Genomic DNA, 23092 nt, shown 5'->3' with positions numbered 1-23092 from the left:
TCGGCGACGGAACGGGCTGCGCCTGGGCATACCCCCGCGGCACGCCCGTGACACCTGGGGATCGCCTCCGCGGGCGGATACCGCGCGGGCGGGGGCAAAGTTCTCCCCGTCGGCAGGTATCGGCGCCACCTGCGCGGGTACAGCGCTGGCATGGGTCAAATCGCTGCCGAAGCCATGATCGCCAGGCTGGCCGAATGGGGTGTGGACACCGTGTTCGGCATGCCCGGCGACGGGATCAACGGGATCATGGAGGGCCTGCGCCGGCAGGCCGACAAGATCAAATTCGTGCTCGTGCACCATGAGGAGGCCGCCGCCTTCATGGCCACGGCCCACGCGAAATCCACCGGCCGCATCGGGGTCTGCCTGGCCACCTCCGGGCCGGGCGGGATCCACCTGCTCAACGGCCTGTACGACGCCAAACTCGACCACGCCCCGGTGCTGGCCATCACGGGAATGCAGGAGACCTCCGTGCTCGGCACCGGCTACCAGCAGGAGGTCCACCTGGACCGGCTGTTCTCCGATGTCGCCGAGTACAACGAGGTGGTCACCAACCCGGCGCAACTGCCCGCGCTGGTCGACCTCGCGATCCGCACCGCCTACGCGCGGCGGGGGGTGGCCCACCTGACCCTGCCCAACGACATCCAGGTCGCGGACGCGGGCGACAACCCGTGGCCCAGCGTGGCGCCCGCGCACGCCCCGGCCACCTCCCCCATCTACCTGTGCCCGCCCGTCCGCCCGGCCGAGCGCGACCTCGACGCCGCCGCCGACGTCCTCAACACCGGCCGGAGGGTGGCCATCCTCGCCGGCGTCGGGGCCCGGGGCGCGGGCCGGCTCATCGAGGAGACGGCCGAGCGGCTCGGCGCGCCCATCATCAAGACGCTGTCCGGCAAGATGGTGATCCCCGACGACTCGCCGTACACGACCGGCGGGATCGGGCTGCTCGGCACGGCACCCAGCGCCGCACTCGTCGACGACATCGACACGCTGCTGATGCTGGGCACCAACTTCCCGTACACCAAGCATCTGCCCGAGCCGGGCAAGGCCAGGGTCGTGCAGGTGGAGCTGGACCCGACCCGGGCGGGCAACCGGCTGCCCACCGATGTGCCGCTGATCGGCGACGTCACCACGACGCTGGAGGCGCTGCTGCCCAAGCTGCAGCGGCAGGACGACCGCAAGCACCTGGAGAAGTACCAGGAGCAGATGCTGGACTGGCGGCGCCGGATGACCGCGCTGGAATCCCCCGACCGCGACCCCATCGCCCCGCAGTACCTCGTGCAGCTGCTCGACCAGCGGGCCAGCGACGACGCGGTACTCACCTGCGACTCGGGCACGATCGCGACCTGGGCCGCGCGGCACTGGCACATCCGCGGCAGCCGTGAGTTCTACCTGTCGGGCAACCTCGCCTCCATGGCGCCCGGCCTGCCGTACGCGATCGCGATCGCGCACGCCCAGCCCGGCCGCCAGGTGATCGCGTACGTCGGGGACGGCGGCTTCGCCATGCTCATGGCCGAGTTCAACACCGCCTGCCGGTACGGCCTCCCGGTCAAAGTCGTGATCAACAACAACAACTCCCTCGGGCAGATCCTGTGGGAGCAGATGGTGCTCGGCTACCCGGAACACGGGGTGCGTTTCGGTGAGCCCGCACCCGACTTCGCCGCCTGGGCACGCGCCGCCGGTGGTCACGGCGCGCACGTCGACATGGCCGCCGAGCTGCCCGACGCCATCGCCGCCGCGCTCGCGGTGGACGGCCCCGCGCTGGTCGACGTGGCGGTCGACCCCAACGAGCCGCCCCTGCCCGGCGCGGTCACCTACGAGCAGGCCACGAAGTTCGCGGGCGCGTTCCTGAAGGGACAGCCGCACCGGGCGGCCATCGCCACCACCCTGTTCAAGGACCGCATCCAGCAGCTGAAGGCCCGGTAACGGCCGCGCTGCGCCCGTTACCTTTTTGATCGTCCCCAGCCGGGGCGGGCGGTCAGCCGCGCTGCAGGACGCGCAGCAGCGCGTCCTTGGTCATCGTGGAGCGGCCCTTCACGTGACGGCGGCGGGCCTCGGCGTACAACTCGGCCTTCGAGCGCTGGGCCCGCGGCGAGGCGGCCAGTTCGGCCTTGGTGGGTGTCCGCGGTTTGTCGGACGACTTCTTCGTCGCGGACGGCTTGCCCAGCTCCTGCCACCGGCTCTCGGTCATCTGCACGCCGAACTTGTGCGCGGCCCGCTCGATGCGCCGGAACGCCTCGTCGCGTTCGCGGTCGGTGACATCGCGGACCTGATCGAAACGGGCGATGGCGTTGCGCACGTGCGCGGCGTCGGTCAACGGTTCCTTGCGGACCCTGGGAAAGGCGAATGTGGCGTCCGGCAACGCGTTGCGGTGCTCGGCGTCCAGCTCCTGGGGACGCGTTCTCCTGGTAGCCATGAACCTCTGCCTACCCCGCCCGGCGGCCGCTCATGCGCGTCCGGACGGGCGCAATCACGCGGTCCGCTGACGCTTCGACGGCCGGGAGCCGGGTACCGCAGGGGTATGCGTATCGGATATTTCCTCTCCTGCGAGGAGTACACGCCCGCCCAGCTGATCGAGCAGGCCCGCCTGGCGCAGGACGCGGGCTTCCACGGGCTGTGGATCTCCGACCACTACCACCCGTGGAACGACGCCCAGGGGCAGAGCCCGTTCGTCTGGTCGATCATCGGGGCGCTCAGCCAGGTCGTCACGATCCCGGTCACCACGGCCGTGACCTGCCCGATCATGCGCATCCACCCGGTCGTGACCGCGCAGGCCGCGGCGACCAGCGCGGTGCTGCACGACGGCCGGTTCGTCCTCGGCGTCGGCACCGGCGAAGCGCTCAACGAGCACGTCACCGGCGAGCGCTGGCCGTTCGCCGACGAGCGCCTGGAGATGCTGGAGGAGGCCGTCGACGTGATGCGGCAGCTGTGGCGGGGCGACTTCGTCACCCACCACGGCCGGCACTACACCGCAGAGCAGGCCCGGATCTACACGCTGCCGTCCGCACCGCCGAAGGTGTACGTCTCGGCGTTCGGGCCCAAGGCGGTCGAGGTGGCGGCCCGCATCGGCGACGGCTACATCTCCACCAGCCCCGACGCCGAGCTGCTCAAGCGGTTCAAGCAGCTCAGCGGCGACAAGCCCGCGCAGGGCGCCTTCAAGGGCTGCTATGCCGAGTCCGAGGACGAGGGCGTCCAGATGGCCCACCGCCTGTGGGGTACCTCCGGGTTGCCCGGCGAGCTGGCCCAGGTGCTGCCGTCGCCGCGCCACTTCGAGCAGGCCGCGACGCTGGTCACGCCGGAGATGACCCGCTCGGCGCTGCCCTGCGGACCCGACCCCGGCAAGCACGCCGCACAGCTCAAGACGTACGCCGACGCGGGCTTCGACGAGGTGTACGTGGCCAACATCGGGCCGCACTACGCGGAGCTGATCGACCTGTACCGCCGCGAGTTCCTGTGATCAGAGCGGCTCGAGCGCGCGCGGCCCGGGCACAGAACGGCGGCCCGCGGTTGCAGTTTCGGCGAACCGAGGCCCCCGTGCCCGCGGACGCTGGATAGTACGGACATGACGGCGATGGCACACCCCCGCCGGTACGCGCTGGCCGACCTGGCGCTCAGGCTGGGCCAGGCCAGCACCGACGTCCGGACCGTGCGGGAGACGGTGGTCCGGGCGGCGGTGGACATGGTCGGCGACGGCGCCGGGGTGGCGCTGCTGGACAGCGACGCCTGCTATGACGCGATCACCGTCCATCACCTGGATCCGGCCCGCCGCCGGTTGCTGGCCGACGCGTTGGACCGGCGCGGCATGCCGCCGAGGGACGGCCACTCCACCACCATGATCTCGACCCGGCAGCCCATCGTGCTGTCGCCGGTGACACCGGAGCAGGCGACCGAGCTGGCCGGAACACGATCCGTACACCCCGAGGGGCTCGGCGTCCACGCCGCCGTGCTGTGCCCGGTCGTCGTCGACGACGCGTACGCCGGCTATCTGATCCTGGTCCGGACCGAGCCGGAGGGCCGCTACTCCGCCGGCGACGTCGAGCTGGCCCGCGACATCGCCGGGGAACTGTCCCTGGCGCTGTCCTCGGCCCAGTGGCACGAGCGGCTGCGGGCCAGCGAACAGAAGTACCGCCGGGTGCTGGAGACCATCCCCGAGGGAGTGTTGCAACTCGACCCGGAAGGGCTGGTGACGTACGCGAACGAGCCGGTCGGCGTCATGCTGGGCCTGCCGAGCCCGCAGCTTACCGGGCTGCCGATGCGCGGCTTCCTGGACGACCGCGGGCAGGCCGAGCTGTCCAAGCGCCTGGCCGAGAGCCGTGCCGGGCGGGCCACCGTCGGCGCGGCGCAGCTGATCCGCGCGGACGGCTCACGCCGCCGGGTGCGGATCAGCATGATGCCGCAGCCGGAGGAGCCGGACCAGGACGGCGGGTCGTTGTGCATCATCACGGACACCACCGACCAGGTCGACGCCCGCATCCTCAAGCGACAGCTGGACCATCTGCGGCGGCTGGACAGCCTGGGCCAGCTCATCGGCGGCATCTCGCACGACTTCAACAACCTGCTGACCGTGGTCGCGGGCTCCGCCGAGATGATCGCGTCCAGTGCCGAACCCGGCTCGTCCGAGCATCAGCTGGCCTCGGACATCGTGCGCGCCGCGGCGACCGGCCGGACGCTGACGCACCAGCTGCTGGCGTTCGGTCGCAGCGCCGGGCACCGCCCCGAGGTGGTGCCCGTCCCGGATCTGCTCAACGAGATGCAGGCGCTGCTCAGCCGGACCCTGGGGGAGCACATCACGCTGGAGATCTCGTTCGGCCCGGACACCCGGCCGGTGCGGGCCGAACGCGGGCCCCTGGAGCAGGCGCTGGTCAATCTCGCCGCCAACGCGCGCGACGCGATGCCACACGGCGGGGTGCTGCGGGTGACCGCCAGCAATCTGGAGCTCGGTGCGGGAGAGCTCGCCGGGATTCCGCTGACCGGCCCGGTGGTGCACCTGACGCTGTCCGACACGGGCGTGGGGATGAGCGACGAGACGCGGCGGCGCGCGTTCAAGCCGTTCTTCACCACCCGGCCCACCTCGGCCGGGCTGGGGCTGGCCACCACGGCGGGCATCATGCGGAGCATGGGCGGAGCGATCACTCTGGAGTCCCAGCCGCGGATGGGCACGACCGTCCACCTGTATCTGCCCGCGGCGGACGACGCCGTGGGCGCGGAGATGGGCGCGCGGCCGGAGGCCACCACCACCGCCGTGCAGGAGGTGCTCGTCGTGGAGGATCAGCCCGACGTGGCACGGCTGGTCGAGCGGCTGCTGCAGCCCGCCGGTTACACGATCACCGTGTTGACCGACACCCGCGAGGCGGTCGAGGCGGTGCGCACCGGCGCCAAGCCCGACCTGCTCATCACGGACGTGGTGATGCCCAACATGACCGGCCCGGAACTGGCCGAGGCGGTGCGTGCGCACCGCCCCGGCCTGCCCGTGGTGTACATGTCCGGCTACACGGCCGCCGCCCTGGGTCCGCAGATCCAGGTGGACGCGAACAGTGTGCTGCTGGAGAAGCCGTTCACCCGCTCGGGGTTGCTCGACGCCATCCAGCGCCTCACCGGTACGCTGCCGCCCCGCTCCTGACCGCAGCGTCCACCGTGGTCGGTGCCGGGCCCGGGGTCAGTACCAGCCCCTGGTCCTGCTGTGCTGCCAGGCCCGGCACGGCGAGGCGTACCGGCCCTCGATGTAGCTCAGGCCCCACGTGATCTGGGTGGCGGCGTCGGTGCGCCAGGCGTGTCCCGCGGAGCGCATCTTCCGGCCGGGCAGCGCCTGCGGGATGCCGTAGGCGCTCGAGGAGGAGTTCTTGGCGGTGACCCGCCAGCGGCTCTCCTTGTTCCACAGCTTGACGAGGCACGTGTACTGCCTGGTGCTCCAGCCGTGCTCGGCGACGAGCACGCGGGCCACCGCGCGGGCCTTCCTGGGAGTGTTGGCGGCGCGCGCCGTGAGCTTCTTCGTACGGGCGGCGGAGGTGGCGCGCGCCGGTGCCTTCTGGGCGGCCACCGCGGCCACGGCCCGTGAACCGGCGGTGGCGGGAGTGGTGACCTGATGGGCGGTCGCGGCGGTCTGGGGGATCAGGGCCGCGCAGGCGCCGAGGAGAGCGACGGCGGCGCCGTGCCGCAGGAGGTGCGTGACGCTGGTGGGGCGGGGGTGCCTGCCGCGGTCCGGGTGGTGCTGTCCGGTGCGGCGGCGAGTATGTCGGTCAACGGCCATGAGGGTCTCCTCACGTCGGGCCCGCCCTCCGGACAGGCCTTGGGCATCTGGCCAGACCCATCGGCCGGGCCGCCGGGCACCGGAGATGAGGAACCTCACCCGGGTCTCGCACGCTGTCCGGACGGCGCACCGCACGTACCCGAAAAGCCCGATTCCGGCGCCCGTAGAACGCCCGATTTCCGATCGGTTCGCGCGCCGAAGTCCCGGGATGTGGGCCACACACCCGCGGTCACCCGGGCCGTCGGCGCCGAAACGCCCCGAACAGCGCGCACCGGGTCCGCGGCGCAGCCCCGCCGCCGGAGGCGAAAACGGCGCGCAACGCTCAGCGGCGCACCGGGACGACCAGCGGGCCGTTCTCGCCATCGATCACCCGCACGCGGGCGCGGTAATGGCGGGCCAGCAGTTCCTCGGTCAGCACCTCGCGCGGCGCACCGCTGGCCACGACCCGCCCGTCGGTCAGCAGGACGAGACGGTCGGCGTACTCCCCGGCGATCGACAGGTCGTGCATGGTGGCGATGACCGTGAGCTGCCGTTCCCGGCGCAACTGGTCGACCAGCTCCAGCACTTCCTGCTGATGCCCGATGTCCAGCGCGCTGGTCGGCTCGTCCAGCAGCAGCAGGGTCGCGCCCTGGGCCAGCGCCCGGGCCAGGAATACCCGCTGCCGTTCACCGCCGGACAGCGTGGCCAGTGGGCGCCCGGCGAAACCGGCCAGATCGAGCTGATCGAGTACGGCGTGCGCGGCGCCCAGGTCGGCGCCGGACTCGCGGCCCAGCGGGGAGATGTACGGCGTGCGTCCGAGCAGGACGTAGTCCAGCACCGCCATCCCGGCGGGCACGACGGGTGACTGCATGACGGTGGCCACCACCCGCGCGCGGTCCCGGCGGCGCAGCCGGTCGCTGGGCGTACCGAGCAGGCGCACCGATCCGGTGTACGGCAGCAGGCCGCCGACCGCCCGCAACAGCGTCGACTTGCCGGCCCCGTTGGGCCCGATGACGGCGACCCACTCACCGGTGTGGACGCTCAGGTCGACGCCGTGCAGGATCGCCGCGCCACCCAGCCGGACATGCAGGCCGGTGACCTCGACGGCCGGGGCCGGGGCGGCGGTCATCCGGTCCGCTCCGAGGTGCGCAGCACCAGCACGAAGAACGGCGCCCCGATGAACGCGGTCACCACGCCGATGGGTATCTCGGCGGGCGCCGCGACCGTCCGCGCGACCAGGTCGGTGAGGGTGAGGAACGCCGCGCCGAACAGCATCGACAGCGGCAGGATCACGCGGTAGCTCGACCCGGCCAGCAGGCGCACCGTGTGCGGCACGATGACGCCGACGAAGCCGATCAGCCCCGACACGGACACCGCCGCGGCGGTGCCGAGCGACGCGGCCGCGATCAGGACGTACCGGGAACGCTGCGGGTGCAGGCCCAGGCTGGCGGCCTCGGCGTCGCCGACGGAGAGCACGTCGAGCTCGCGGCGGTGCGCCAGCACGACCACGGCGGTCACGATCGCGTACGGCAGCAGCACCAGCACGTCGTGCCAGCCGCCGGTGGCCAGCCGCCCGAGCAGCCAGGAGTAGACCTCCTGGATGGCGTCGGCGTGGCGTTGCAGCAGATAGGTCTGCCCGGCCGCCAGGAACGCCGAGACCGCCACGCCCGCCAGGATCAGCGTGGCCGGTGAGCGGTCGCGGCCCCCCGCCACCCCCAGCGCGTACGTCAGCACCACCGCGCCGAGGGCACCGGCGAACGCCGCGACCGGCGCGGTCAGCGGCAGCCCTCCGGTCACCCCACCGGCCTGGCCGGCTCGCGAGGTGATGACCATGGTGACGCCGAGCCCCGCTCCGGCGGCCACCCCGAGCAGGTACGGGTCGGCCAGCGGATTGCGGAACACCCCCTGGTAGCAGCCCCCCGCCAGGGCCAGCATCGCGCCGACCAGCAGGCCCAGCACCACCCGGGGCAGCCGCAGCTCGGTCACGATCGCGGCCTCGCGTGCGCTGAGTCCGCTGTCGATGTGCACGTTCGGAAGCAGGTTGAGCAGTTCCGCGGCGACCCCGCCGGGCGGGAGGCTGACCGGCCCCAGCGACAGCCCGGTGACGACCGCGACCAGCACGGACGCGCAGCCGACGAGCACCCACCGCGCCCGCAGCCGGCCGGGCCGTGCCGGCGCGGCCCCGCCGGAGGCGGGAGTCACGCCGGTACGGTCGCCGGACGGCGCGGGGCGCGGGGCCACTACTTCGCCTGGGCGGTGGCGCCGACGATCGTGCGCAGCAGGTCGACCACGCGCGGGCCCCACCGGGACGCGATGTCGTCGTCCAGCGCGACGATCTGGTCCTTGGTCACGGCCGTCACGCTCGACCAGCCCTTGCGCGCCTTGACCGTGGCGGCGGACTGCCCGCAGCACTTGGTGTCGGCCAGGAAGACGAAGTCGGGGTTCGCCTTGACGATGAACTCCTCCGACAGCTGCGGGTACCCGCCCTTGGCGCCGTCGGCGTCGGCCGGGTCCGCGATGTTGGCCAGCCCGGCCATGGCGAACAGCGAACCGACGAAGGTCTTGGACGTCACGGAGTACAGCTCCGGGCCCAGCTCGTAGTAGTACGTGGGCTTCGCCGTGCGCTGCGGCACCGTGGTGACGATCTGCGCGATGTCCGACTTCATCTTGGTGACCACGGTCTGGGCCTCGGTGGCGTGGCCGGTGAGCGTGCCGAGGTCGGCGGTCTGCCGGTACGTGTCGTCCAGCGTCACCGCGGCGGGAGCCAGGTACACCGGGATCTTGAGCTGGGCCAGCTGATCCATGATCTTGTTGAGGTCGTTCGAGATCACCACGAGGTCGGGATCCTTGGCCGCGATGGCCTCCGCGTTCGGCTGGAAACCGGACAGGTCGCCCTTGGGCGCCTCCGGCGGGTAGTTGCTGTTCTCGTCGACCGCGGTGACCTGCTTGCCCGCGCCGATGGCGAACAGCATCTCCGTGGCGGTGGGTGACAGCGAGACGATCTTCTCCGGCCGCGCGGTCAGCGTGACCTTGCCGACGGTCACCGGGTAACTGGCGGCCGCCGAGCCACTGGGGCCCGGGCCGGCGGTGCGCGCGCCGTCGCCGGCGCAGCCGGCGGTGAGCGTCAGCGCGGCGGCCGTCAGCGCGGTCAGCGCGACGGTCAGCGCGCGAGGGGCGCGTGTGAACATGTCTCCTCCTGTCGGCCGAGGGGTGAGTGTTTCGCCGACAGGGGTGGAGGCCCCGTCCGCGAGACGCCCTTCCTCGAAGGCGCAATTCGCGACGGCTCCGCAGGCGACCTGGCTCGTCCGTCGCCGCCGCGCCGCGCAAAAGCGGCGGGGGGCGGGCGGCATCACAGTTGCGGGACAGCGCCGGGATCTCACCGGCTTCGCTGCGGTGCGGTCGGGTAGACGGTAACCCACCGCCCCGGGCCCCCTTCGCCGACCTGGCTCCCGACCAGCAGAAACCGTCCGGTTCAGGCCGGCAGGTCCTCCGCGCGGTACTCGAAGGGCCGCCCGGCAGCCCGGTCCAGCGCCCGCAGCTCGGCCCGCCGGATCTTGCCCGAGGTGGTCTTGGGCAGCGCGCGGAACTCGATCCGCCGGATCCGCTGGTGCGGGGCCAGCTGCGCGGCGCTGTGCGCCAGGATCGCGCGGGCGGTCTCGACCGTGGGCGGGCAGCCGCCGGTGAGCGTGACGAACGCCTTGGGCACCGCGATGGCGACCGGATCCGGCACGGGCACGACCGCCGCCTCGGCGACGTCCGGGTGCTCCAGCAGCACGCTCTCCAGCTCGAACGGGGAGATCCGGTGGTTGTGCGACTTGAACACGTCGTCGGTGCGGCCCACGTACGTGAGGTAGCCCTCGCTGTCGCGCCGACCGATGTCGCCCGTGTGGTAGCGGCCACCGGCGAACGTGCGGGCGTTCTTCTCCTCGTCGTCGAGGTACCCGGTCATCACGCCGACCGGCCGCTCGGACAGCTCGACGCAGATCTCACCCTCGTCGCCCGCCTCCCCGCTCGCCGGGTCGACCAGCGTGATCCGGTATCCGGGCAGCGGCTTGCCCATCGTCCCGGGCCGCGGCGGCAGCCCCGGCGCGGTGCCGATCTGCGCCGTGGTCTCGGTCTGGCCGTACCCGTCGCGGACCGTGACCCCCCAGGCACGCCGGATCCGTTCGATCACCTCGGGGTTCAACGGCTCGCCGACGCTGCCCGCCTCGCGCAGGGCACCCGGTCGCCGGCGCAGGTCCTGCTGGATGAGCGTCCGCCAGACCGTCGGCGGCGCGCAGAACGTCGTCGGCCGGTGCTCGTGCAGCGCGTCCAGCACGGCCCGCGCCGGTTCCTGCTCTCCCACGTCGAGCGCCAGCAGCGTGGCCTCGGCGTTGAACGGGACGAAGAAGCTGCTCCAGGCGTGCTTGGCCCACCCGGGTGCGGACACGTTCAGGTGCAGGTCGCCGGGGCGCACCCCGTTGAAGTACATGCCGGACAGGTGGCCGACCGGGTAGCTCACGTGGGTGTGCAGCGCCAGCTTGGGCCGCGACGTCGTCCCCGACGTGAAGTACAGCAGCAGGGGATCGTCGGCCCGGGTCGGGCCGTCCGGGGTGAAACCGGGGGACTGACCGTACGCCTCGCGGTACGGCAGCCAGCCCGGCACCGGCTCACCCACCGCGACCCGGGTCAGCCCGCGGCCGATGCCGCCGAGCCGCTCGGCCAGACGGTCCGTGGTGACCAGATGGGACACCACGCCGCGGCGCAGCCGATCGGCGAGGTCCGGCGCCGGGACCGTCGTGTACGTGGGGATCACCACCGCGCCGAGCTTCATCGCGGCCAGCAGCATCTCCCACACCTCGGCCTGGTTGTCCAGCATCACCAGGCACCGGTCGCCGCGCCGCACCCCGCGTCCGCGCAGCCATCCGGCCACCTGGTCGGAGCGTTCGGCCAGCTCCGCGTAGCTGACCGTGGTGACCGTCGGCCCGGACACCAGCCGCAGCGCCGGGCGGTGGTTGCCGCGGGCGATCGGATCGAACCAGTCGAGTGCCCAGTTGAACTGCTCGAACCGCGGCCAGCGGAACGACGCGTACGCGGCGTCGTAGTCGTCGCGCAGGGCCAGTAGCAGGTCGCGCGCGGCCCGGAATCTCGCGTGGTTGTCCACGGTCATGGATGGCTCCTCACGTCCGTGCCGGGCCCGCGTCGACAAGGTCGCCGGGGCGCATCTGCGATGCGGTGTCGTCGGCCAGCTCCGGCCCCGGCGCCCCGGTCCGGCCTGCGCCGTCGTCACCCGATCCGGCCAGCACGTCGGCGGCGATGCTGTCGGCGTCGGCGTGGAATCCGCTCATCGGCCCGGGCCGGCCGTTGCCGATCTGGGTGAACCAGCGCTGCCCCTCGGTCGGGATGCCCAGCAGGTACAGGTCCGGATCGGCCACGCCGTCCGCGCCCACGGCGTGGAACGGCGCCCGGGTCACCGTGGCGCCGCCGGGCGCGAAGCGGCTGCCCGGCACGGTGTACTCGGTGATCAGGCCGTCCGCCAGCAGCTGCCGGGTCAGCGGCGAGCAGTCCGCGCGCACCGAGGGCCGGGGCATGCGGGCGTCGATCAGCGTGGCCACCACCCGGCGTGACCCGGCCACCTGCGGCGACGACAGCGCGAACCCCGTACCGGCTGGTTCCGGGTCCACCCGCACGTCCGGGCCGATCAGGGTGACCAGACCGGCGCGGATCAGGGCGCACAGCTCGGCGGTGCGCTCCCGGCCGGGCCCGGTCGACACGAACGCGTTGACCGGCGCGAACCAGCCGAGGAAGTCGTCGCGGTGGGACTCGGCGCGCAGGCCACCGAACTCGACCGCGGTCCGCAGCACGCCGCGCAGGTCACGCAGGATGTCCAGCGCGGCCTTCAGCGGGCCCGACACGTTGCCGTGCCGGGCCTGTGCCGCGTCGTCGCCGAGCAGGTCGAGGGCGTGCCGCCCGAAGGCGCCGGGATCCGCGAAGCGCATCCCCGTGAACGGCCGGGCGAGCCGCTGCAGATCCGGCGCGGGTGCGTCGGCGAGTCCGAACGCGGCGAGCAGATCCGCGGTGTCGCCGTCGCGCTCACCCTGGCGGTCCTGCGGCCTGCCCGGCTGACCGCGCCGCGCCAGGTGCAGGCGGGCGAAGCGGGCGGCGGCCGACTCGCCCAGGCGCTGCCGCACCAGTCCGGTGTAGTAGACGTGGTCCACTTCGGCGCGCACCAGCGGCAGCACGTCGCGCCGGAAGTCGAGCTGGTCGCGGCCGGTGCGGCGCCGGGCCTCGGCCAGCGCGGACTCGGTCAGGAACCGGGGACGGTACCGGTAGGACGGTCCCTTCTGGTTGGCGCCGCGGGCGAGTATCGGCAGGCCGCCCCGCGACCCGGCGACCAGGCGCGGCTCCCGGCCGCTCGGCAGGTAGCGCAGCTCGTCGCCCGCGACGGTCTCGAACCGGCCGCCGCGGCCCGTGGTCAGCGCCCGTACGACGTCGAAGAAGGTGAGCCCGAGCCCGAGCACACCGACCGGCTCGTCCGCCTCGATCCCCGACAGGTCCAGGTCGCAGACCGAGTCGCCCCGGACGTAGCGCAGGCCGGGATGCCGGTCCGCGTGGTCGATCAGGCGCCGCTCGCCGAGGTCCGGTGTGGTGACCGCGTGGCCGGTGGCCAGCACCACCTTGTCGACGGGCAACCGCAGGCGCCCGGCGGTGACCAGGAATCCGCCGGGTTCGCCGCGCCCGGCGGTGACCACGAATCCGCCGGGTTCGCCGCGCCCGGCCCGATCATGGCGGCGGGAGTGGTCGGCCAGCTCACCGACCTCGGCGGAAACCACCCGGGTTGCCCGGCGCGCGACGCGCTCGACGGGGGCGGATACCGCGTGGACGGTCACGTGGGCGGGACGCCGGGCGACCACCGCGCGGTAGACCGCGCACAGGTAACTGCCGTACACCGACCGGGGGGCGTAGTCGTTCTCGCCCAGCCGCGACCAGCGGGGGTCGGGGTGGGCCGCCAGCCACTGGTGCAGCGACGGCCCCGCACCGGCCCGGGGCGGGCCGGAATCCGGCCCGCCCGAATACATCGTGACCTCGCCCGCGACGGTGTTCATCAGATACCAGTCGGGCTGGTCGGGCCGCCAGATCCGGCCCGCCCCGTGCCGGGCCGGATCGAAGGCCCAGATCCGTACGTGTGCCCCCGTCGGCTGCTCGGCCAGCCGGGCCAGCAGCCGCTCGAGCACGGACAACCCGCGTGGCCCCATGCCCACGATGGCCACGTCGAGGTGGGAGCGTGCGGTCACGGACACGTCCTGGTCGCGATGAGGACCGGGAAGACGGGCTGGGGGAGCAGGCCGCGGGCCCACCGGCTGGTCGGCGGCGACGCGTCGGTCACCACGACCGTGTACCCGGTGCGGCGAAACTCCGCGGCGAGGATCTCCAGGTCGCGGCCGGGGCGACCGTCGTCGCGGCGGATGCCGGTCAGGACCACGGTGCCGCCGGTGGCCAGGTTCGCGTCGATCATCTCCACGTATTCGCGCTGCCGCCCGGCCGCCGCCACGATCAGCATCGCCTCCCAGACGAAGATGGTGTCGAAACGCCGCGCGGACCGGTACGCGAACATGTCGCCGGTCTCGAACGCGACCCCGCCGCGGTCGCGCAGCTCCACGAAGGACGCCGGGTCCGGCAGGCCGCCGTGGCGGGCTGCCAGCGCCCGCACCCCGTCGGGCCCGATCGCGTCCGCCAGGGCCACGCTGGGCATCAGCGTGTCGGGCCCGGCCACGAACCGGCCGATGCCCTTGGTGAGCGCGAACCAGTCCGCGATCCCGCCGCAGGTCAGCGCCTCGCCGGCGACCGCACGTAGCTCGATGTACAGGTCGCGGGCCGCGTCGTAGCCGACCGGCCGTCCCGCGCGGGCGCACACCTCCCGCAGCAGGGCCAGGGCCGGTGCGGGGTCGCCGGTGACGCCGGCTTCCAGGAAGGTGGCGCTCACCAGCATGTTGAGCGTGTCCACGTGCGGGTGCGCGGCCCGGGCGCGGGCGAACTCGATGTTGCGGTCGAGGATGTCGACCCCGACGCACGCCTCGACGGTGTGCAGGAGACGTTCGGGCAGCAGCCGCAGGACGTCGCCGGTGCCGGCGGGCATGCTCAGCAGCCGGGTGGGGGAGCCCAGCAGGCTGTCCAGCAGCGGGGTTAGCCAGGCGTACCCGGAGAAGCCGGAGTAGTTCTCCACCGCCGCCCACGCCTCGGTCTCCGGCATCAGCGCGGACGACGCGTTGGCGGTACGCATGAGGTTGGTGCCCGGCAGGATCGGGTAGACCGGTGGTCGGTCCCCGGTCGGGCCGTGCCGCAGGTAGAGGCTGCGGGTGCTGTCGTAGTCGTCGGCGTACCGCTTGAAACCGAGGCCCTGCAGGTAGTCCACGTGCCGGCGGCATTCCGGGGGCAGGTAGACGCCGACGGTTGTCACGTGTGCCAGCGCGGCCTCGAACAGCATGTCCCACACGTCGGGGGCCATGAAGGCGGTGGTGGGGAACTCGACCAGGGCGGCGCTCAGCAGTTTCGCGCCGCCGGTGTCGGGGTCGCGGTAGGGCAGCAGCCGCTGGGGGTACACCGAGATCCGGCCGACCGGGTCGGCCCGGTTCTCGCCGTAGGCGACGTAGACCCGCTCGTACAGGTCGTCGACGCGGTAGACGGGGCGGCGGGCGGGCAGGCGCTCCAGGAGGTCGGGAATCTGCCATGCGCTCGCCTGGCCCGCCGGTGTCAGGTCGTTGAGGTTCACGACGACGTGTTGCTGGTCGGCCATCATTCATGTGATGTTCGTCGGCCGCTTGGACCCGGTACTGGACTGCGCACTGGAGTCCCCACTGGACGGTGCGTGCCGGCCGGACCGGATGCCCGGGAGGAACCAGGGCGTGCCGGGTGTGATGCGCGACAACCTCCCCGCGCCCACATGCGCTCGGCCCAGGTTAGCCGACCTGCCTATTTAGACCGTCGTGGGGCGCTGAACGGGTATTCATGGGAGCGAGCCCACGATTTTCGGCGCCGGCAAAGCGTGCTAGGTTCGCTCGCGGCAATTCCCCCTTGTACACATTCGGCCGGCGCCATCGCAGTCGCCGCTCGAAATGAGTCACCCCCGTTCCGTGGCTTCTGTGTCGTTGCCATTTCCCTCTGTAGTAATCGCTGGTTCGACCGAGGGTCGGGCATGTCCCGTGAGAGAGCGTTTTCATGTCGATGACGAAACGGCCCGGCGACCGCGGGTGCGTGCGATGACCGCTCCCGGCGTACGCAGAGTCTGCCTGACCGTGCCCACCCATCGTGAGTGCGCCGCCACCATCTCCGCGGCGGCCGGGGAGGGCGCCTACGCGGTCGCGCGGTTCGGCGTCGAGGTCACGCTGCTGATCCTGGACTCCACTGACGAGGCGACGTTCGCGCGGCACGCCGCGGCGGTCGAGGCCGTCGCGCCGACCCCGCACCTGCGCGTGCTGCACCTCGACGAGCGGGCCCAACGACGGTTCCTGCAGCAGGTGGTGGGCCGGGCCGGGCTCGCGGAGCCCGGGCTGATCACGGACCTGATGCTGCCCGACGCGGTCTCCTACGGCGCCTGCACCAACCGCGCCTTCCTGATCGCCGCCGCGCTGGGCTGCGAATCGGTGCACCGGCGCGACTCCGACATCGAGTTCCAGATCCACGACGGGGCACCGGTCTACCCGATCCACCACGAGCTGACCGCGCTCGGCCGGCCTGCCGCCGAGGTGGCCCCCGAGGTCACTGAGAGCGACCTCGACCCGGCGTACGCCCGTCGGCCCGTGACCACGGTCGGCGCTTCCTACATCGGCGAGATGTCCGTGGACATCGACGAGATCCGGCAACTCGACCCGCAGGCGTATCACGAGATCGTCAGCCAGTGGGCCGCCGAGGGAACCTCCGAACAAGACAAGCGGGACCTCGTTGCGGAATCGTTCACCGGCGCCGGAAACGAGTCGTTCACCGCCGACGATTCCCTGCTCGGACTGGTCGATCCGATGCGCGTCGACATGGGCAACATCAGCTATTTCCGCGTGTACGAACAGATTCCGCTGCCCCCGATGACCGAGACGATCGGCAGCGACTACTTCCTCATCCACCTCGTGCCCGACAGCGGACTGCCCGGAGTGCTGCACAACCGGCACGTCATCAACCGGCACACACCCGAACGCAAGACCGACGCCGCGTTCCATCCGTACCATCTGCGGCTGGCGAAGTTCTTCCTGTCGATGCTCTACCTGCACGTGATCTACCAGCGCCTCGGTGCGGCGGGCGACGGGCTGCTGGACGCTGAGGACCGGATCCGGCCCGGACTCGTCGCCGCCATCGTCCGGCAGAGCACCACCCTCGACCCGGCCCCCAACGTCCGCCGCCTCGACGCGCTCGACCGGGCGTACCGGAGGCTCGGCGGGCGCTACGCGGTCTTCGCCGACCGGCTGGCGGCCCGCCGCGACCAGCTGCTGGCCGAGGCACCGCGCGACATCGAGGAGTTCGCCGAGTTGATCGAGGCGTGGGCGCCGCTGATCGCCGCCGCCAAGGCGACCGGCGCCGACCCGGCGTGGGGCCCCGCGCGATGACGAGCCGGATACTGCGGGCCGCCCTGGCGGTGGCCACCGAGGACCACATCATCTTCGACCTCGCCGGGATCGAGGACAGCCACGCGCGGCTGGTCCGGCAGTTGCCGGGTGTGGTGGTGCGCTTCGCGGTGAAGGCCTGCCCGGTCGACGACGTGCTCGGCGCGCTCGCCCGCGACGGTGCCGGCTTCGACGCCGCCAGCCCGAACGAGATCCGCCAGGCCCTGCGGACCGGCGTGGCACCCCGTCTCATCCACTACGGCAACACGGTGAAGTCCGACCTGGACATCGCCGCCGCCTACCGGCTGGGCATCCGTGACTTCGCCACCGACAGCGTCCCGGACATCCGGGCCGTCGCGACCCACGCCCCCGGATCCCGGGTGTTCTGCCGCCTGGCCACCACCGGTGCGGGTGCGCTGTGGGGACTGTCCGGCAAGATGGGCTGCTCCGTACCGGATGCGGTGACCGTGCTCGAGACGGCACGCGCGTGCGGGCTCACCCCGGCGGGCCTGTCCCTGCACGTCGGATCGCAACAGATGAGCCCGGCCGCCTGGCGGGCCGCGGTCGCCGACCTCGCCGAGGCGCTCGCGCTGCTACAGCACCGGGGCATCCACCTCGACCACGTCAACCTCGGCGGCGGACTGCCGGCCCTCGGCTACCTCAACCGGCACGGCGTGCCGCTGCGACCACCCCTCGACCGCATCCTCGGCGAGATCCGCGACGGGATGCACCACCTGCGGCAGGCAACCGGCGGGCACCTCGGCCTCGTCCTCGAACCGGGACGGCACCTGGTCGCCGACCACGGCGCGATCCGCGCCCACGTCGTGCGGCTCACCGCCCGCCAGCGGCGCGACCGGGACCGCCAGCACTGGCTCTACCTCAGCTGCGGCAAGTTCAACGGACTGTACGAGATGGATCAGCTGCAGTACCGGCTCGAGTTCCCGTCCCATCCGGGCGGGCCCACCGTACCGGCCGTGATCGCCGGGCCCACCTGTGACAGCGACGACGCGTACGCGGCCGGCCACCCGATGCCGGTGCCCGCCGGGCTGACCTCCGGTGACCCGGTCTGGATCTGGGCGGCCGGGGCGTACTCGGTCAGCTACCTGACCCAGGGCTTCAACGGCTTCGACCCGCTGCCCCACCGGGCCGTCCGCGACGGGCTGCTGGCCGAGACGGGCTGCCGATGACCCCCGTGCTGCGGCCGATCGCGGACCACGACTGGCCCGGCGTCGCCGCGCTCGAAGCCCGGACGTACGGCCCGACCGGCCTGTCGGAGGACCCGGCCCACCTGGCGACCCGCTCCGCCCCGGACCTCTCGTTCGTGCTGAGCGCTGCGGGCGGGATCGCGGGCTACCTGCTGGCGCTGCCGTATCCGCATTGGCGCTGCCCGGACCCGGCCTCCCCGGAGCGGACCACGTTCGTCTCGGCCAACCTGCACCTGCACGACCTCGTCATCGGGCCCCGGCACCGCCACCAGGGGCTGGGCGGACGGCTGGTGCGCCACCTGGTGGACCAGGCGCGCAGGCAGCGGTACCGGACGGTGTCGCTGGTCGGGGTGGGCGACAGCGGCGCCTTCTGGACGGCACAGGGCTTCCGTGCCCACCCCGAGATCACCGTCCCGGCCGCCTACGGACCGGGTGCCCGCTACCTGTCCCGGCCGCTGTGAGGACCGTCCCCGCCCTGTGAGCAAAGGAAGCGGAACCTGAATGCCGCCCGTACCGGAATCTTTTCGCCGATCGCAGCTGGCGATCGCCGCGCTGTTCTTCCTCCTCGGCTTCCAATACGGCACCTGGGTGTCGCGGGTGCCTGCCCTCAAGGCCCGGCTCGACCTCAGCGCGGCCGACCTGGGTCTGCTGCTGCTGGCCCCGGGCATCGGCGCGGCCCTGTCGTTCCCGCTGGTGGCCCGGCTGATGAAATGGCTGGGCTCGCGGCGGCTGGCCGGGCTGTCGGCCCTCGTCATGCTCGTCGTACTGGCCGCCCTGGCCGCCGCGCCGAGTTTTCCGTACGCCCTGCTCGTGTTGTTCGTCGACGGCATCGCGATCGCCTGCCTCAACGTGGCCATGAACGCGCAGGGTGCGGCGCTGGAGGCCCGATACCGCCGTACCACCATGGCGAAGCTGCACGCGATGTTCAGCGGCGGCATCTTCTGCGCCGCCCTGCTGGCGTCCGGCGTCACGGCCGTCACCACCGCGTTGCCGGTCCACTTCGCCGTGGCCGGGGCGATCCTGCTGGCTCTGCTGGCCTTCTCCTGGACCGCGACGCTGACCGACGACCGCCCGGACGGGGACGCCGCCGACGCCCCTGCCGACAACGTCCCGGCCGGCGGCGGGGACGAGCGACGGCGGCGCTGGCGTGTCCCCGCCCAGGCGACCGTGCTGCTCAGCCTGTCCATGGTGTTCGCCGAGATCGTCGAGGGCGCGATGAACGACTGGTCGGCGCTCTACCTGCAGGACGTCGCGCACGCTGCTGCCGGACTGACCCCGCTGGGCATCGCGGTCGTCTCGGGCACCATGGTCCTGGCCCGGCTGTTCGCGGACGGATGGCGGGACCGGTGGGGTGACCGCGCCGTGGTGGTCGCCGGTGCCACGGTCGCCGCCTGCGGGCTCGGCGGCGCGCTGCTGCTCGGCGGCGTGGTGGCGGCGTTCGCCGGGTTCGCCTGCGTCGGTCTGGGCATGGCCGCGGTCACGCCGTGCGTCTACGTGGCCGCGGCCCGGCTCGGGCCGGACACCCTCGCCCTGATCGCCTCGATGGGAACGGCCGGCCTGCTGATCGGCCCCCCGGTCATCGGCTTCGTGGCGAACGCGTCGACCCTGGTCTGGGGCATGACCGTGGTCGTGGCCGCCGCGCTGTTGGTGGCCCTGTGCGTCGGCCGGGTGCGCTGGCCGCAGGCTGCCGCCGAGGAGGACCACTGCGCGCCACCGGATGCCGCGCAGCCGACTGTCGCCTGAGTGCTCCGCGCGGCTACCCCGTCCCGTCTCCGGGGCGTCGGGCCCATGCGGAGATGGTCACCTGGGGGATGTCGACGAAGGCGGGATCCGCGAGGAGATCGAAGAACCCGGCGAGATCCTCCTCGGTGAGCAGGCCGTCGGCGACGAGTGCGGGACCAGCCTGCTTGATCAGTGGCGCCCACCGGTCTCTGCCCGGGGATCCCATGCGGGCGAGGTTTCCCCGGTACTCCAGATCGGTCAGGCCGTTGCGGGCGAGCACGTGCGGGAGGCTGCGCGCCCACTCCAGGTCCGCGCCGTGTTGCGCGTACTTGCGGGCGTAGGCGGCCATCAGCCGCCGGACCAGGGGGAACGGGGAGGTCTCGGCGGGCAGTTGGTAGGGCTCCTCGACGACCAGCCACCCGCCGGGCTTCAGCCAACTCGCCGCGCGCGCCAGCACCGCGTCGCGATCCGGCAGATGACACAGCAGGTAGCGGGCGTGGATCAGGTCGAAGCTGCCCGGCTGGTATCCCTCGTCGGTGACGTCGGCCTCCTGGACCTCCAGATTCGCGGAGTAGCCGGGGTCGAGGTAGCGGGTGTCGATGTCCATGGCCACGACGCGCCCGTCGCGGCAGTGGTCGGCCAGCCAGTATGCGATCGACCCGGCACCGGCGCCGAGCTCCAGGCAGTGCGCGGCGGGCCGTACGCCGATGGTGTTCAGGATGTCGACGGTGACGGCGTCGACGCTGCCCTGGATCGCCTCCAGCCGGTTGCGCTCCTGCGGCGAGTCCTTGCTCAGCATTCCGGCGCTGTACCCGTCGGTGGACTTCGTGACGCTCACGCGGTCTGTTCACTCCTCGCCGGGTCGGGTTGCGGGGCCTGCGCGGCCTGGTCGGCCGTGACCGCCGGGGTCGTGAAGGCCCGGACCGCCGGGGACCGGCGGGTCTGGCTCAACTGGAGCAGGAAGGCGACCTCGCTGTCCAGGTCGTGCCCGGGTTCGGGGGTCGCATCGTCCGGGATGCGCCTCGGGGTGACCCCGTTCGCCTGGTTGCGCCGGGCGACTTCGAGCCAGGACGCGACGACCGCGGGGGACGCCTGATGCTGCGGCGCCCGGCCCACCGCCACGGTCCGCAGCACGTAGTCCATCTCCTCGGCGCGCACGTAGTCACGGAGGATCAGGATCGCGTCCCGGATCTCGACGACCTGGCGGTACAGGCGCAGGTTCGTCGTCCGAGGCCGCGCCAGCATCTGCCGCAGGCGCCCGCTCGGCTGCTGCAGCACGACATGGGGTGCGGCCGCGACGAGGTCGCGCCACAGCGGCCAGAGGCGCCACAGCGCGGCGCGGTTGCGGGCCTGCCGCCGCACGTCGATGAGCAGGGGCAGGCAGACACCGGCGGTCATCAGCCAGGCCGTGATGCCGATGTTGAGCGGGAAGAACGCGCCCAGCGCCATGGGCCGGAGCAGCAGGAAGGCCAGCACGATCAACCAGAACACCGTGGAGGACACGAAGCCCGCCGCCAGCAGCAGCAGCCCGGTCCGCAGCGTCCGGTCCTCCCCGGCCCGCAACGCGTAGCGGGCACACAGGGCGGCGGAAGGGATGGTGGCGACCAGATGCGCGGCGATCAGGAGCCACCAGAACGGGCTGTACCACGGAACGACCTGTGCGCTCACGCAGCCGGCGTGGGGCGCGACCGTGAAGTTCAGCAGGATCAGGGTCACCGACACCGCGGCACCCAGGCCGTACACCAGCCAGGGGCGGCGCCGGGAGATGGCGGCCAGGATGAAGTCGAGGATCAGCGCGGAGGCGAGGACGCCCCAGACGTTCATGAACAGCCCGCAGCTGTTGGCGAAGACGAGATTCCGGTTGATTGCCGCGCTCACCGGATCGAGATAGACGGTGATCGAGCCGGCCAGGCCGGCCACCGCGTACAGCAGCATCCGCTGCTGGCGGGAGTGCCGGGCTGACCTGACCCGCAGGGCCAGTGCCACCCACAGGGCGAGTGCGCCGAGGAGTTCGACGGTCTGGCCGGTTCGGTATATCGCAGCGAGGTCCATCAGCTTCCTATTCGCGAATGCCGAGCGCGAGTTCCAGTTCGCCACGTACGCCACCCGACGGCGGCCCGGCGCGGCTGCCGGCCGCGGTCCGGATCAGGCTGGCCACCAGCTCCGCTTCCTGTTCCTGCTCGTCGGTGTAGTTGGTACGGGCGAGCAGCCGCCTGACCATCGCCGGATCGAGGTCCGGCAGCAGGCGGGCGAACGTGCTGGACGCGCCGTCGTGGATCGCGCCGTGGTCGCAGACCAGGTGCCCGATCTCGTGCAGAATGATGTGTTCTCGGTGGAAGGCGGTCGTGCGTTCCTCGACGAAGATGTCGTCGCTGGAGTCGGTGGAGATCCAGAGGCCGCAGGTGTGCGCGGTCATCGCGCCGTCCAGCGTGTGTACGTTGATGGGCCGGCCTCGCCGCGTTGCGAGATCGGCCAGCAGGGCGTCGACGGAGAACGGCCTGGGCAGGCTGAGTGAATCGACGACCGTCTGGCAGCTTTTCAGCATCCTCCGGGTTGGCATCGCCGCAGGTCCTTTCCCTGCGCGGGCGCCGGATGCGACCGGCTGCCGGCGGGATCGGGTGGGGCCTGGCTGCGCTCCATCGGGGCATCCTCAATGTCTGGTGGTCGAGTGCCTCACTCACCATAGAGGACGATGAGCCTGCGCTGGAGCCCCGCAGACATTTGTCGCCGTTGATCCGCTATCGGCGTGCCGGGCGTGCGGGAGTGCGGTGTGCCGGGCGTGCGGGAGTCAGGCCCGGTTGTCCAGTGCGCCGGTCAGGCGGTGCAACAGGTCGGCCAGGGCGGTGCGGTCGGCGTCGCTGAGGTCGGCCAGGGCCCGCTGGGTCGTCTGCATGTCGGCCCGGACGTGCCGGATGGCCTCGTCGCCCGCCTCGGTCCGGAAGGCGTTCTTGATCCGGCGGTCGGCGGGGTCGACCTCGCGGCGGACCAGGCCCCGGCTCTCCAGCCGGTCGATGATGCCCGTGACGTTGGAGGCGTCACAGATCAGCTCGTCGGCCAGCCCTCGCATGGTGCGCGGCTGGCGCAGCAGGATCAGCACCTTGGCCTGGGTCGAGGTGAGTCCGTGCTGGGCCGCCACGGCCGCGAAGTCCTGGAAATAGGCGGAGGTGGCGAGCGCGAACAGGTCGATGAGCTGCCCCGGGGTCGGCGCGGTGTGCTCCCGCGGGGTGGGCTCGGGGCGGGCGGAGTGGGGCACGTCGCAAGCGTAGACGGATTGCTTGACCTCCTCAACTGTTCGCGGTTACCGTCGGCGACGTTACTTGAGCTCATCAAGCTTTGACCTCATCAAGCTTTTGTCGCAGGTCCGCCCCTCGGACCGT

19 protein-coding genes and 1 riboswitch are annotated in these 23092 nt (G+C 72.3%); of the genes, 7 read left to right on the top strand and 12 right to left on the bottom strand.

Annotated elements, in window-relative coordinates:
- Positions 1-150: 150 nt before the first annotated feature.
- Entirely contained in the window at positions 151-1920 is a 1770-nt protein-coding gene (locus ACMCNO_RS20330) for a thiamine pyrophosphate-dependent enzyme (RefSeq protein WP_412751037.1), read from the top strand.
- Positions 1921-1972: 52 nt separating this feature from the next.
- Here ACMCNO_RS20330 and ACMCNO_RS20325 read toward each other — a convergent pair whose 3' ends face one another.
- Positions 1973-2410, bottom strand: a complete 438-nt coding sequence (locus tag ACMCNO_RS20325; protein WP_412751036.1) for a DUF6582 domain-containing protein — start codon at positions 2408-2410, stop codon at positions 1973-1975.
- A gap of 105 nt (positions 2411-2515) precedes the next feature.
- Here ACMCNO_RS20325 and ACMCNO_RS20320 point away from each other — a divergent pair, with 105 nt between their 5' ends.
- Positions 2516-3451 carry a TIGR03557 family F420-dependent LLM class oxidoreductase gene (locus ACMCNO_RS20320; protein WP_412751035.1) on the top strand — a complete coding sequence of 312 codons (936 nt, stop codon included), beginning with the start codon at positions 2516-2518 and terminating at the stop codon, positions 3449-3451.
- Positions 3452-3556: 105 nt separating this feature from the next.
- Positions 3557-5614, top strand: coding sequence for a response regulator (locus ACMCNO_RS20315; protein ID WP_412751034.1), 2058 nt, complete (start codon positions 3557-3559; stop codon positions 5612-5614).
- A gap of 36 nt (positions 5615-5650) precedes the next feature.
- Here the strand turns inward: ACMCNO_RS20315 and ACMCNO_RS20310 are convergent, their stop codons facing one another.
- The 7 genes from ACMCNO_RS20310 to ACMCNO_RS20280 all read right to left on the bottom strand — a co-directional run bounded on the left by ACMCNO_RS20310 (position 5651) and on the right by ACMCNO_RS20280 (position 14996).
- Positions 5651-6241: a hypothetical protein gene (locus tag ACMCNO_RS20310; protein ID WP_412751033.1), complete on the bottom strand. Its 591-nt coding sequence runs from the start codon at positions 6239-6241 to the stop codon at positions 5651-5653.
- A 322-nt stretch (positions 6242-6563) separates the two neighbouring features.
- Entirely contained in the window at positions 6564-7349 is a 786-nt protein-coding gene (locus tag ACMCNO_RS20305; protein WP_412751032.1) for an ABC transporter ATP-binding protein, read from the bottom strand.
- Positions 7346-8422: a FecCD family ABC transporter permease gene (locus ACMCNO_RS20300; protein WP_412751031.1), complete on the bottom strand. Its 1077-nt coding sequence runs from the start codon at positions 8420-8422 to the stop codon at positions 7346-7348. Before ACMCNO_RS20300 ends, ACMCNO_RS20305 begins: the two co-directional genes overlap by 4 nt.
- 38 nt (positions 8423-8460) lie before the next feature.
- Positions 8461-9408 (bottom strand): ABC transporter substrate-binding protein, encoded by a 948-nt coding sequence (locus ACMCNO_RS20295; protein ID WP_412751030.1) that lies wholly within the window; start codon positions 9406-9408, stop codon positions 8461-8463.
- Between the two features lie 107 nt (positions 9409-9515).
- Positions 9516-9604, bottom strand: a riboswitch (cobalamin riboswitch).
- A gap of 88 nt (positions 9605-9692) precedes the next feature.
- Positions 9693-11369: an AMP-binding protein gene (locus tag ACMCNO_RS20290; protein WP_412751029.1), complete on the bottom strand. Its 1677-nt coding sequence runs from the start codon at positions 11367-11369 to the stop codon at positions 9693-9695.
- Positions 11370-11379: 10 nt separating this feature from the next.
- On the bottom strand, positions 11380-13494 hold the full coding sequence (locus ACMCNO_RS20285) for an FAD/NAD(P)-binding protein (protein ID WP_412751028.1): 2115 nt from the start codon (positions 13492-13494) through the stop codon (positions 11380-11382).
- Positions 13491-14996, bottom strand: a complete 1506-nt coding sequence (locus ACMCNO_RS20280; protein ID WP_412751027.1) for a hypothetical protein — start codon at positions 14994-14996, stop codon at positions 13491-13493. The genes ACMCNO_RS20285 and ACMCNO_RS20280 overlap by 4 nt, the downstream gene beginning before the upstream one ends.
- A 460-nt stretch (positions 14997-15456) precedes the next feature.
- Here ACMCNO_RS20280 and ACMCNO_RS20275 point away from each other — a divergent pair, with 460 nt between their 5' ends.
- The 4 genes from ACMCNO_RS20275 to ACMCNO_RS20260 are packed head-to-tail and all read left to right on the top strand — an operon-like array spanning position 15457 to position 19736.
- On the top strand, positions 15457-16791 hold the full coding sequence (locus tag ACMCNO_RS20275; RefSeq protein ID WP_412751026.1) for a DUF6271 family protein: 1335 nt from the start codon (positions 15457-15459) through the stop codon (positions 16789-16791).
- Positions 16788-17975 (top strand): ornithine decarboxylase, encoded by a 1188-nt coding sequence (locus tag ACMCNO_RS20270; RefSeq protein ID WP_412751025.1) that lies wholly within the window; start codon positions 16788-16790, stop codon positions 17973-17975. The genes ACMCNO_RS20275 and ACMCNO_RS20270 overlap by 4 nt, the downstream gene beginning before the upstream one ends.
- Complete coding sequence (locus tag ACMCNO_RS20265) at positions 17972-18454, top strand: GNAT family N-acetyltransferase (RefSeq protein ID WP_412751024.1); 483 nt, start codon at positions 17972-17974, stop codon at positions 18452-18454. The genes ACMCNO_RS20270 and ACMCNO_RS20265 overlap by 4 nt, the downstream gene beginning before the upstream one ends.
- Before the next feature lie 40 nt (positions 18455-18494).
- Complete coding sequence (locus ACMCNO_RS20260) at positions 18495-19736, top strand: MFS transporter (RefSeq protein ID WP_412751023.1); 1242 nt, start codon at positions 18495-18497, stop codon at positions 19734-19736.
- 13 nt (positions 19737-19749) lie between these two features.
- Here ACMCNO_RS20260 and ACMCNO_RS20255 read toward each other — a convergent pair whose 3' ends face one another.
- The 4 genes from ACMCNO_RS20255 to ACMCNO_RS20240 all read right to left on the bottom strand — a co-directional run bounded on the left by ACMCNO_RS20255 (position 19750) and on the right by ACMCNO_RS20240 (position 22968).
- Positions 19750-20553, bottom strand: coding sequence for a methyltransferase domain-containing protein (locus ACMCNO_RS20255; protein WP_412751022.1), 804 nt, complete (start codon positions 20551-20553; stop codon positions 19750-19752).
- Positions 20550-21767, bottom strand: a complete 1218-nt coding sequence (locus tag ACMCNO_RS20250) for an MAB_1171c family putative transporter (RefSeq protein WP_412751021.1) — start codon at positions 21765-21767, stop codon at positions 20550-20552. The genes ACMCNO_RS20255 and ACMCNO_RS20250 overlap by 4 nt, the downstream gene beginning before the upstream one ends.
- Positions 21768-21774: 7 nt before the next feature.
- Entirely contained in the window at positions 21775-22275 is a 501-nt protein-coding gene (locus ACMCNO_RS20245) for a hypothetical protein (protein WP_412751020.1), read from the bottom strand.
- 228 nt (positions 22276-22503) lie between these two features.
- Positions 22504-22968 (bottom strand): MarR family winged helix-turn-helix transcriptional regulator, encoded by a 465-nt coding sequence (locus ACMCNO_RS20240; RefSeq protein ID WP_412751019.1) that lies wholly within the window; start codon positions 22966-22968, stop codon positions 22504-22506.
- Positions 22969-23092: the final 124 nt, after the last annotated feature.

This window comes from Krasilnikovia sp. M28-CT-15, assembly GCF_047159595.1.
Lineage (GTDB): Bacteria > Actinomycetota > Actinomycetes > Mycobacteriales > Micromonosporaceae > Actinoplanes.
The sequence above is the reverse complement of the archived record's forward strand: the minus strand, read 5'-3'. Positions and strand labels throughout refer to the sequence as shown.

What these genes read in the sequence shown, in the direction of transcription:
- ACMCNO_RS20325 (WP_412751036.1), bottom strand. Translation starts at nt 2,410, where the DNA reads ATGGCTACCAGGAGAACGCGTCCCCAGGAGCTGGACGCCGAGCACCGC.
- ACMCNO_RS20260 (WP_412751023.1), top strand. Translation starts at nt 18,495, where the DNA reads ATGCCGCCCGTACCGGAATCTTTTCGCCGATCGCAGCTGGCGATCGCC.
- ACMCNO_RS20250 (WP_412751021.1), bottom strand. Translation starts at nt 21,767, where the DNA reads ATGGACCTCGCTGCGATATACCGAACCGGCCAGACCGTCGAACTCCTC.
- ACMCNO_RS20275 (WP_412751026.1), top strand. Translation starts at nt 15,457, where the DNA reads ATGACCGCTCCCGGCGTACGCAGAGTCTGCCTGACCGTGCCCACCCAT.
- ACMCNO_RS20295 (WP_412751030.1), bottom strand. Translation starts at nt 9,408, where the DNA reads ATGTTCACACGCGCCCCTCGCGCGCTGACCGTCGCGCTGACCGCGCTG.
- ACMCNO_RS20270 (WP_412751025.1), top strand. Translation starts at nt 16,788, where the DNA reads ATGACGAGCCGGATACTGCGGGCCGCCCTGGCGGTGGCCACCGAGGAC.
- ACMCNO_RS20330 (WP_412751037.1), top strand. Translation starts at nt 151, where the DNA reads ATGGGTCAAATCGCTGCCGAAGCCATGATCGCCAGGCTGGCCGAATGG.
- ACMCNO_RS20320 (WP_412751035.1), top strand. Translation starts at nt 2,516, where the DNA reads ATGCGTATCGGATATTTCCTCTCCTGCGAGGAGTACACGCCCGCCCAG.
- ACMCNO_RS20280 (WP_412751027.1), bottom strand. Translation starts at nt 14,996, where the DNA reads ATGATGGCCGACCAGCAACACGTCGTCGTGAACCTCAACGACCTGACA.
- ACMCNO_RS20310 (WP_412751033.1), bottom strand. Translation starts at nt 6,241, where the DNA reads ATGGCCGTTGACCGACATACTCGCCGCCGCACCGGACAGCACCACCCG.
- ACMCNO_RS20245 (WP_412751020.1), bottom strand. Translation starts at nt 22,275, where the DNA reads ATGCCAACCCGGAGGATGCTGAAAAGCTGCCAGACGGTCGTCGATTCA.
- ACMCNO_RS20305 (WP_412751032.1), bottom strand. Translation starts at nt 7,349, where the DNA reads ATGACCGCCGCCCCGGCCCCGGCCGTCGAGGTCACCGGCCTGCATGTC.
- ACMCNO_RS20315 (WP_412751034.1), top strand. Translation starts at nt 3,557, where the DNA reads ATGACGGCGATGGCACACCCCCGCCGGTACGCGCTGGCCGACCTGGCG.
- ACMCNO_RS20290 (WP_412751029.1), bottom strand. Translation starts at nt 11,369, where the DNA reads ATGACCGTGGACAACCACGCGAGATTCCGGGCCGCGCGCGACCTGCTA.
- ACMCNO_RS20265 (WP_412751024.1), top strand. Translation starts at nt 17,972, where the DNA reads ATGACCCCCGTGCTGCGGCCGATCGCGGACCACGACTGGCCCGGCGTC.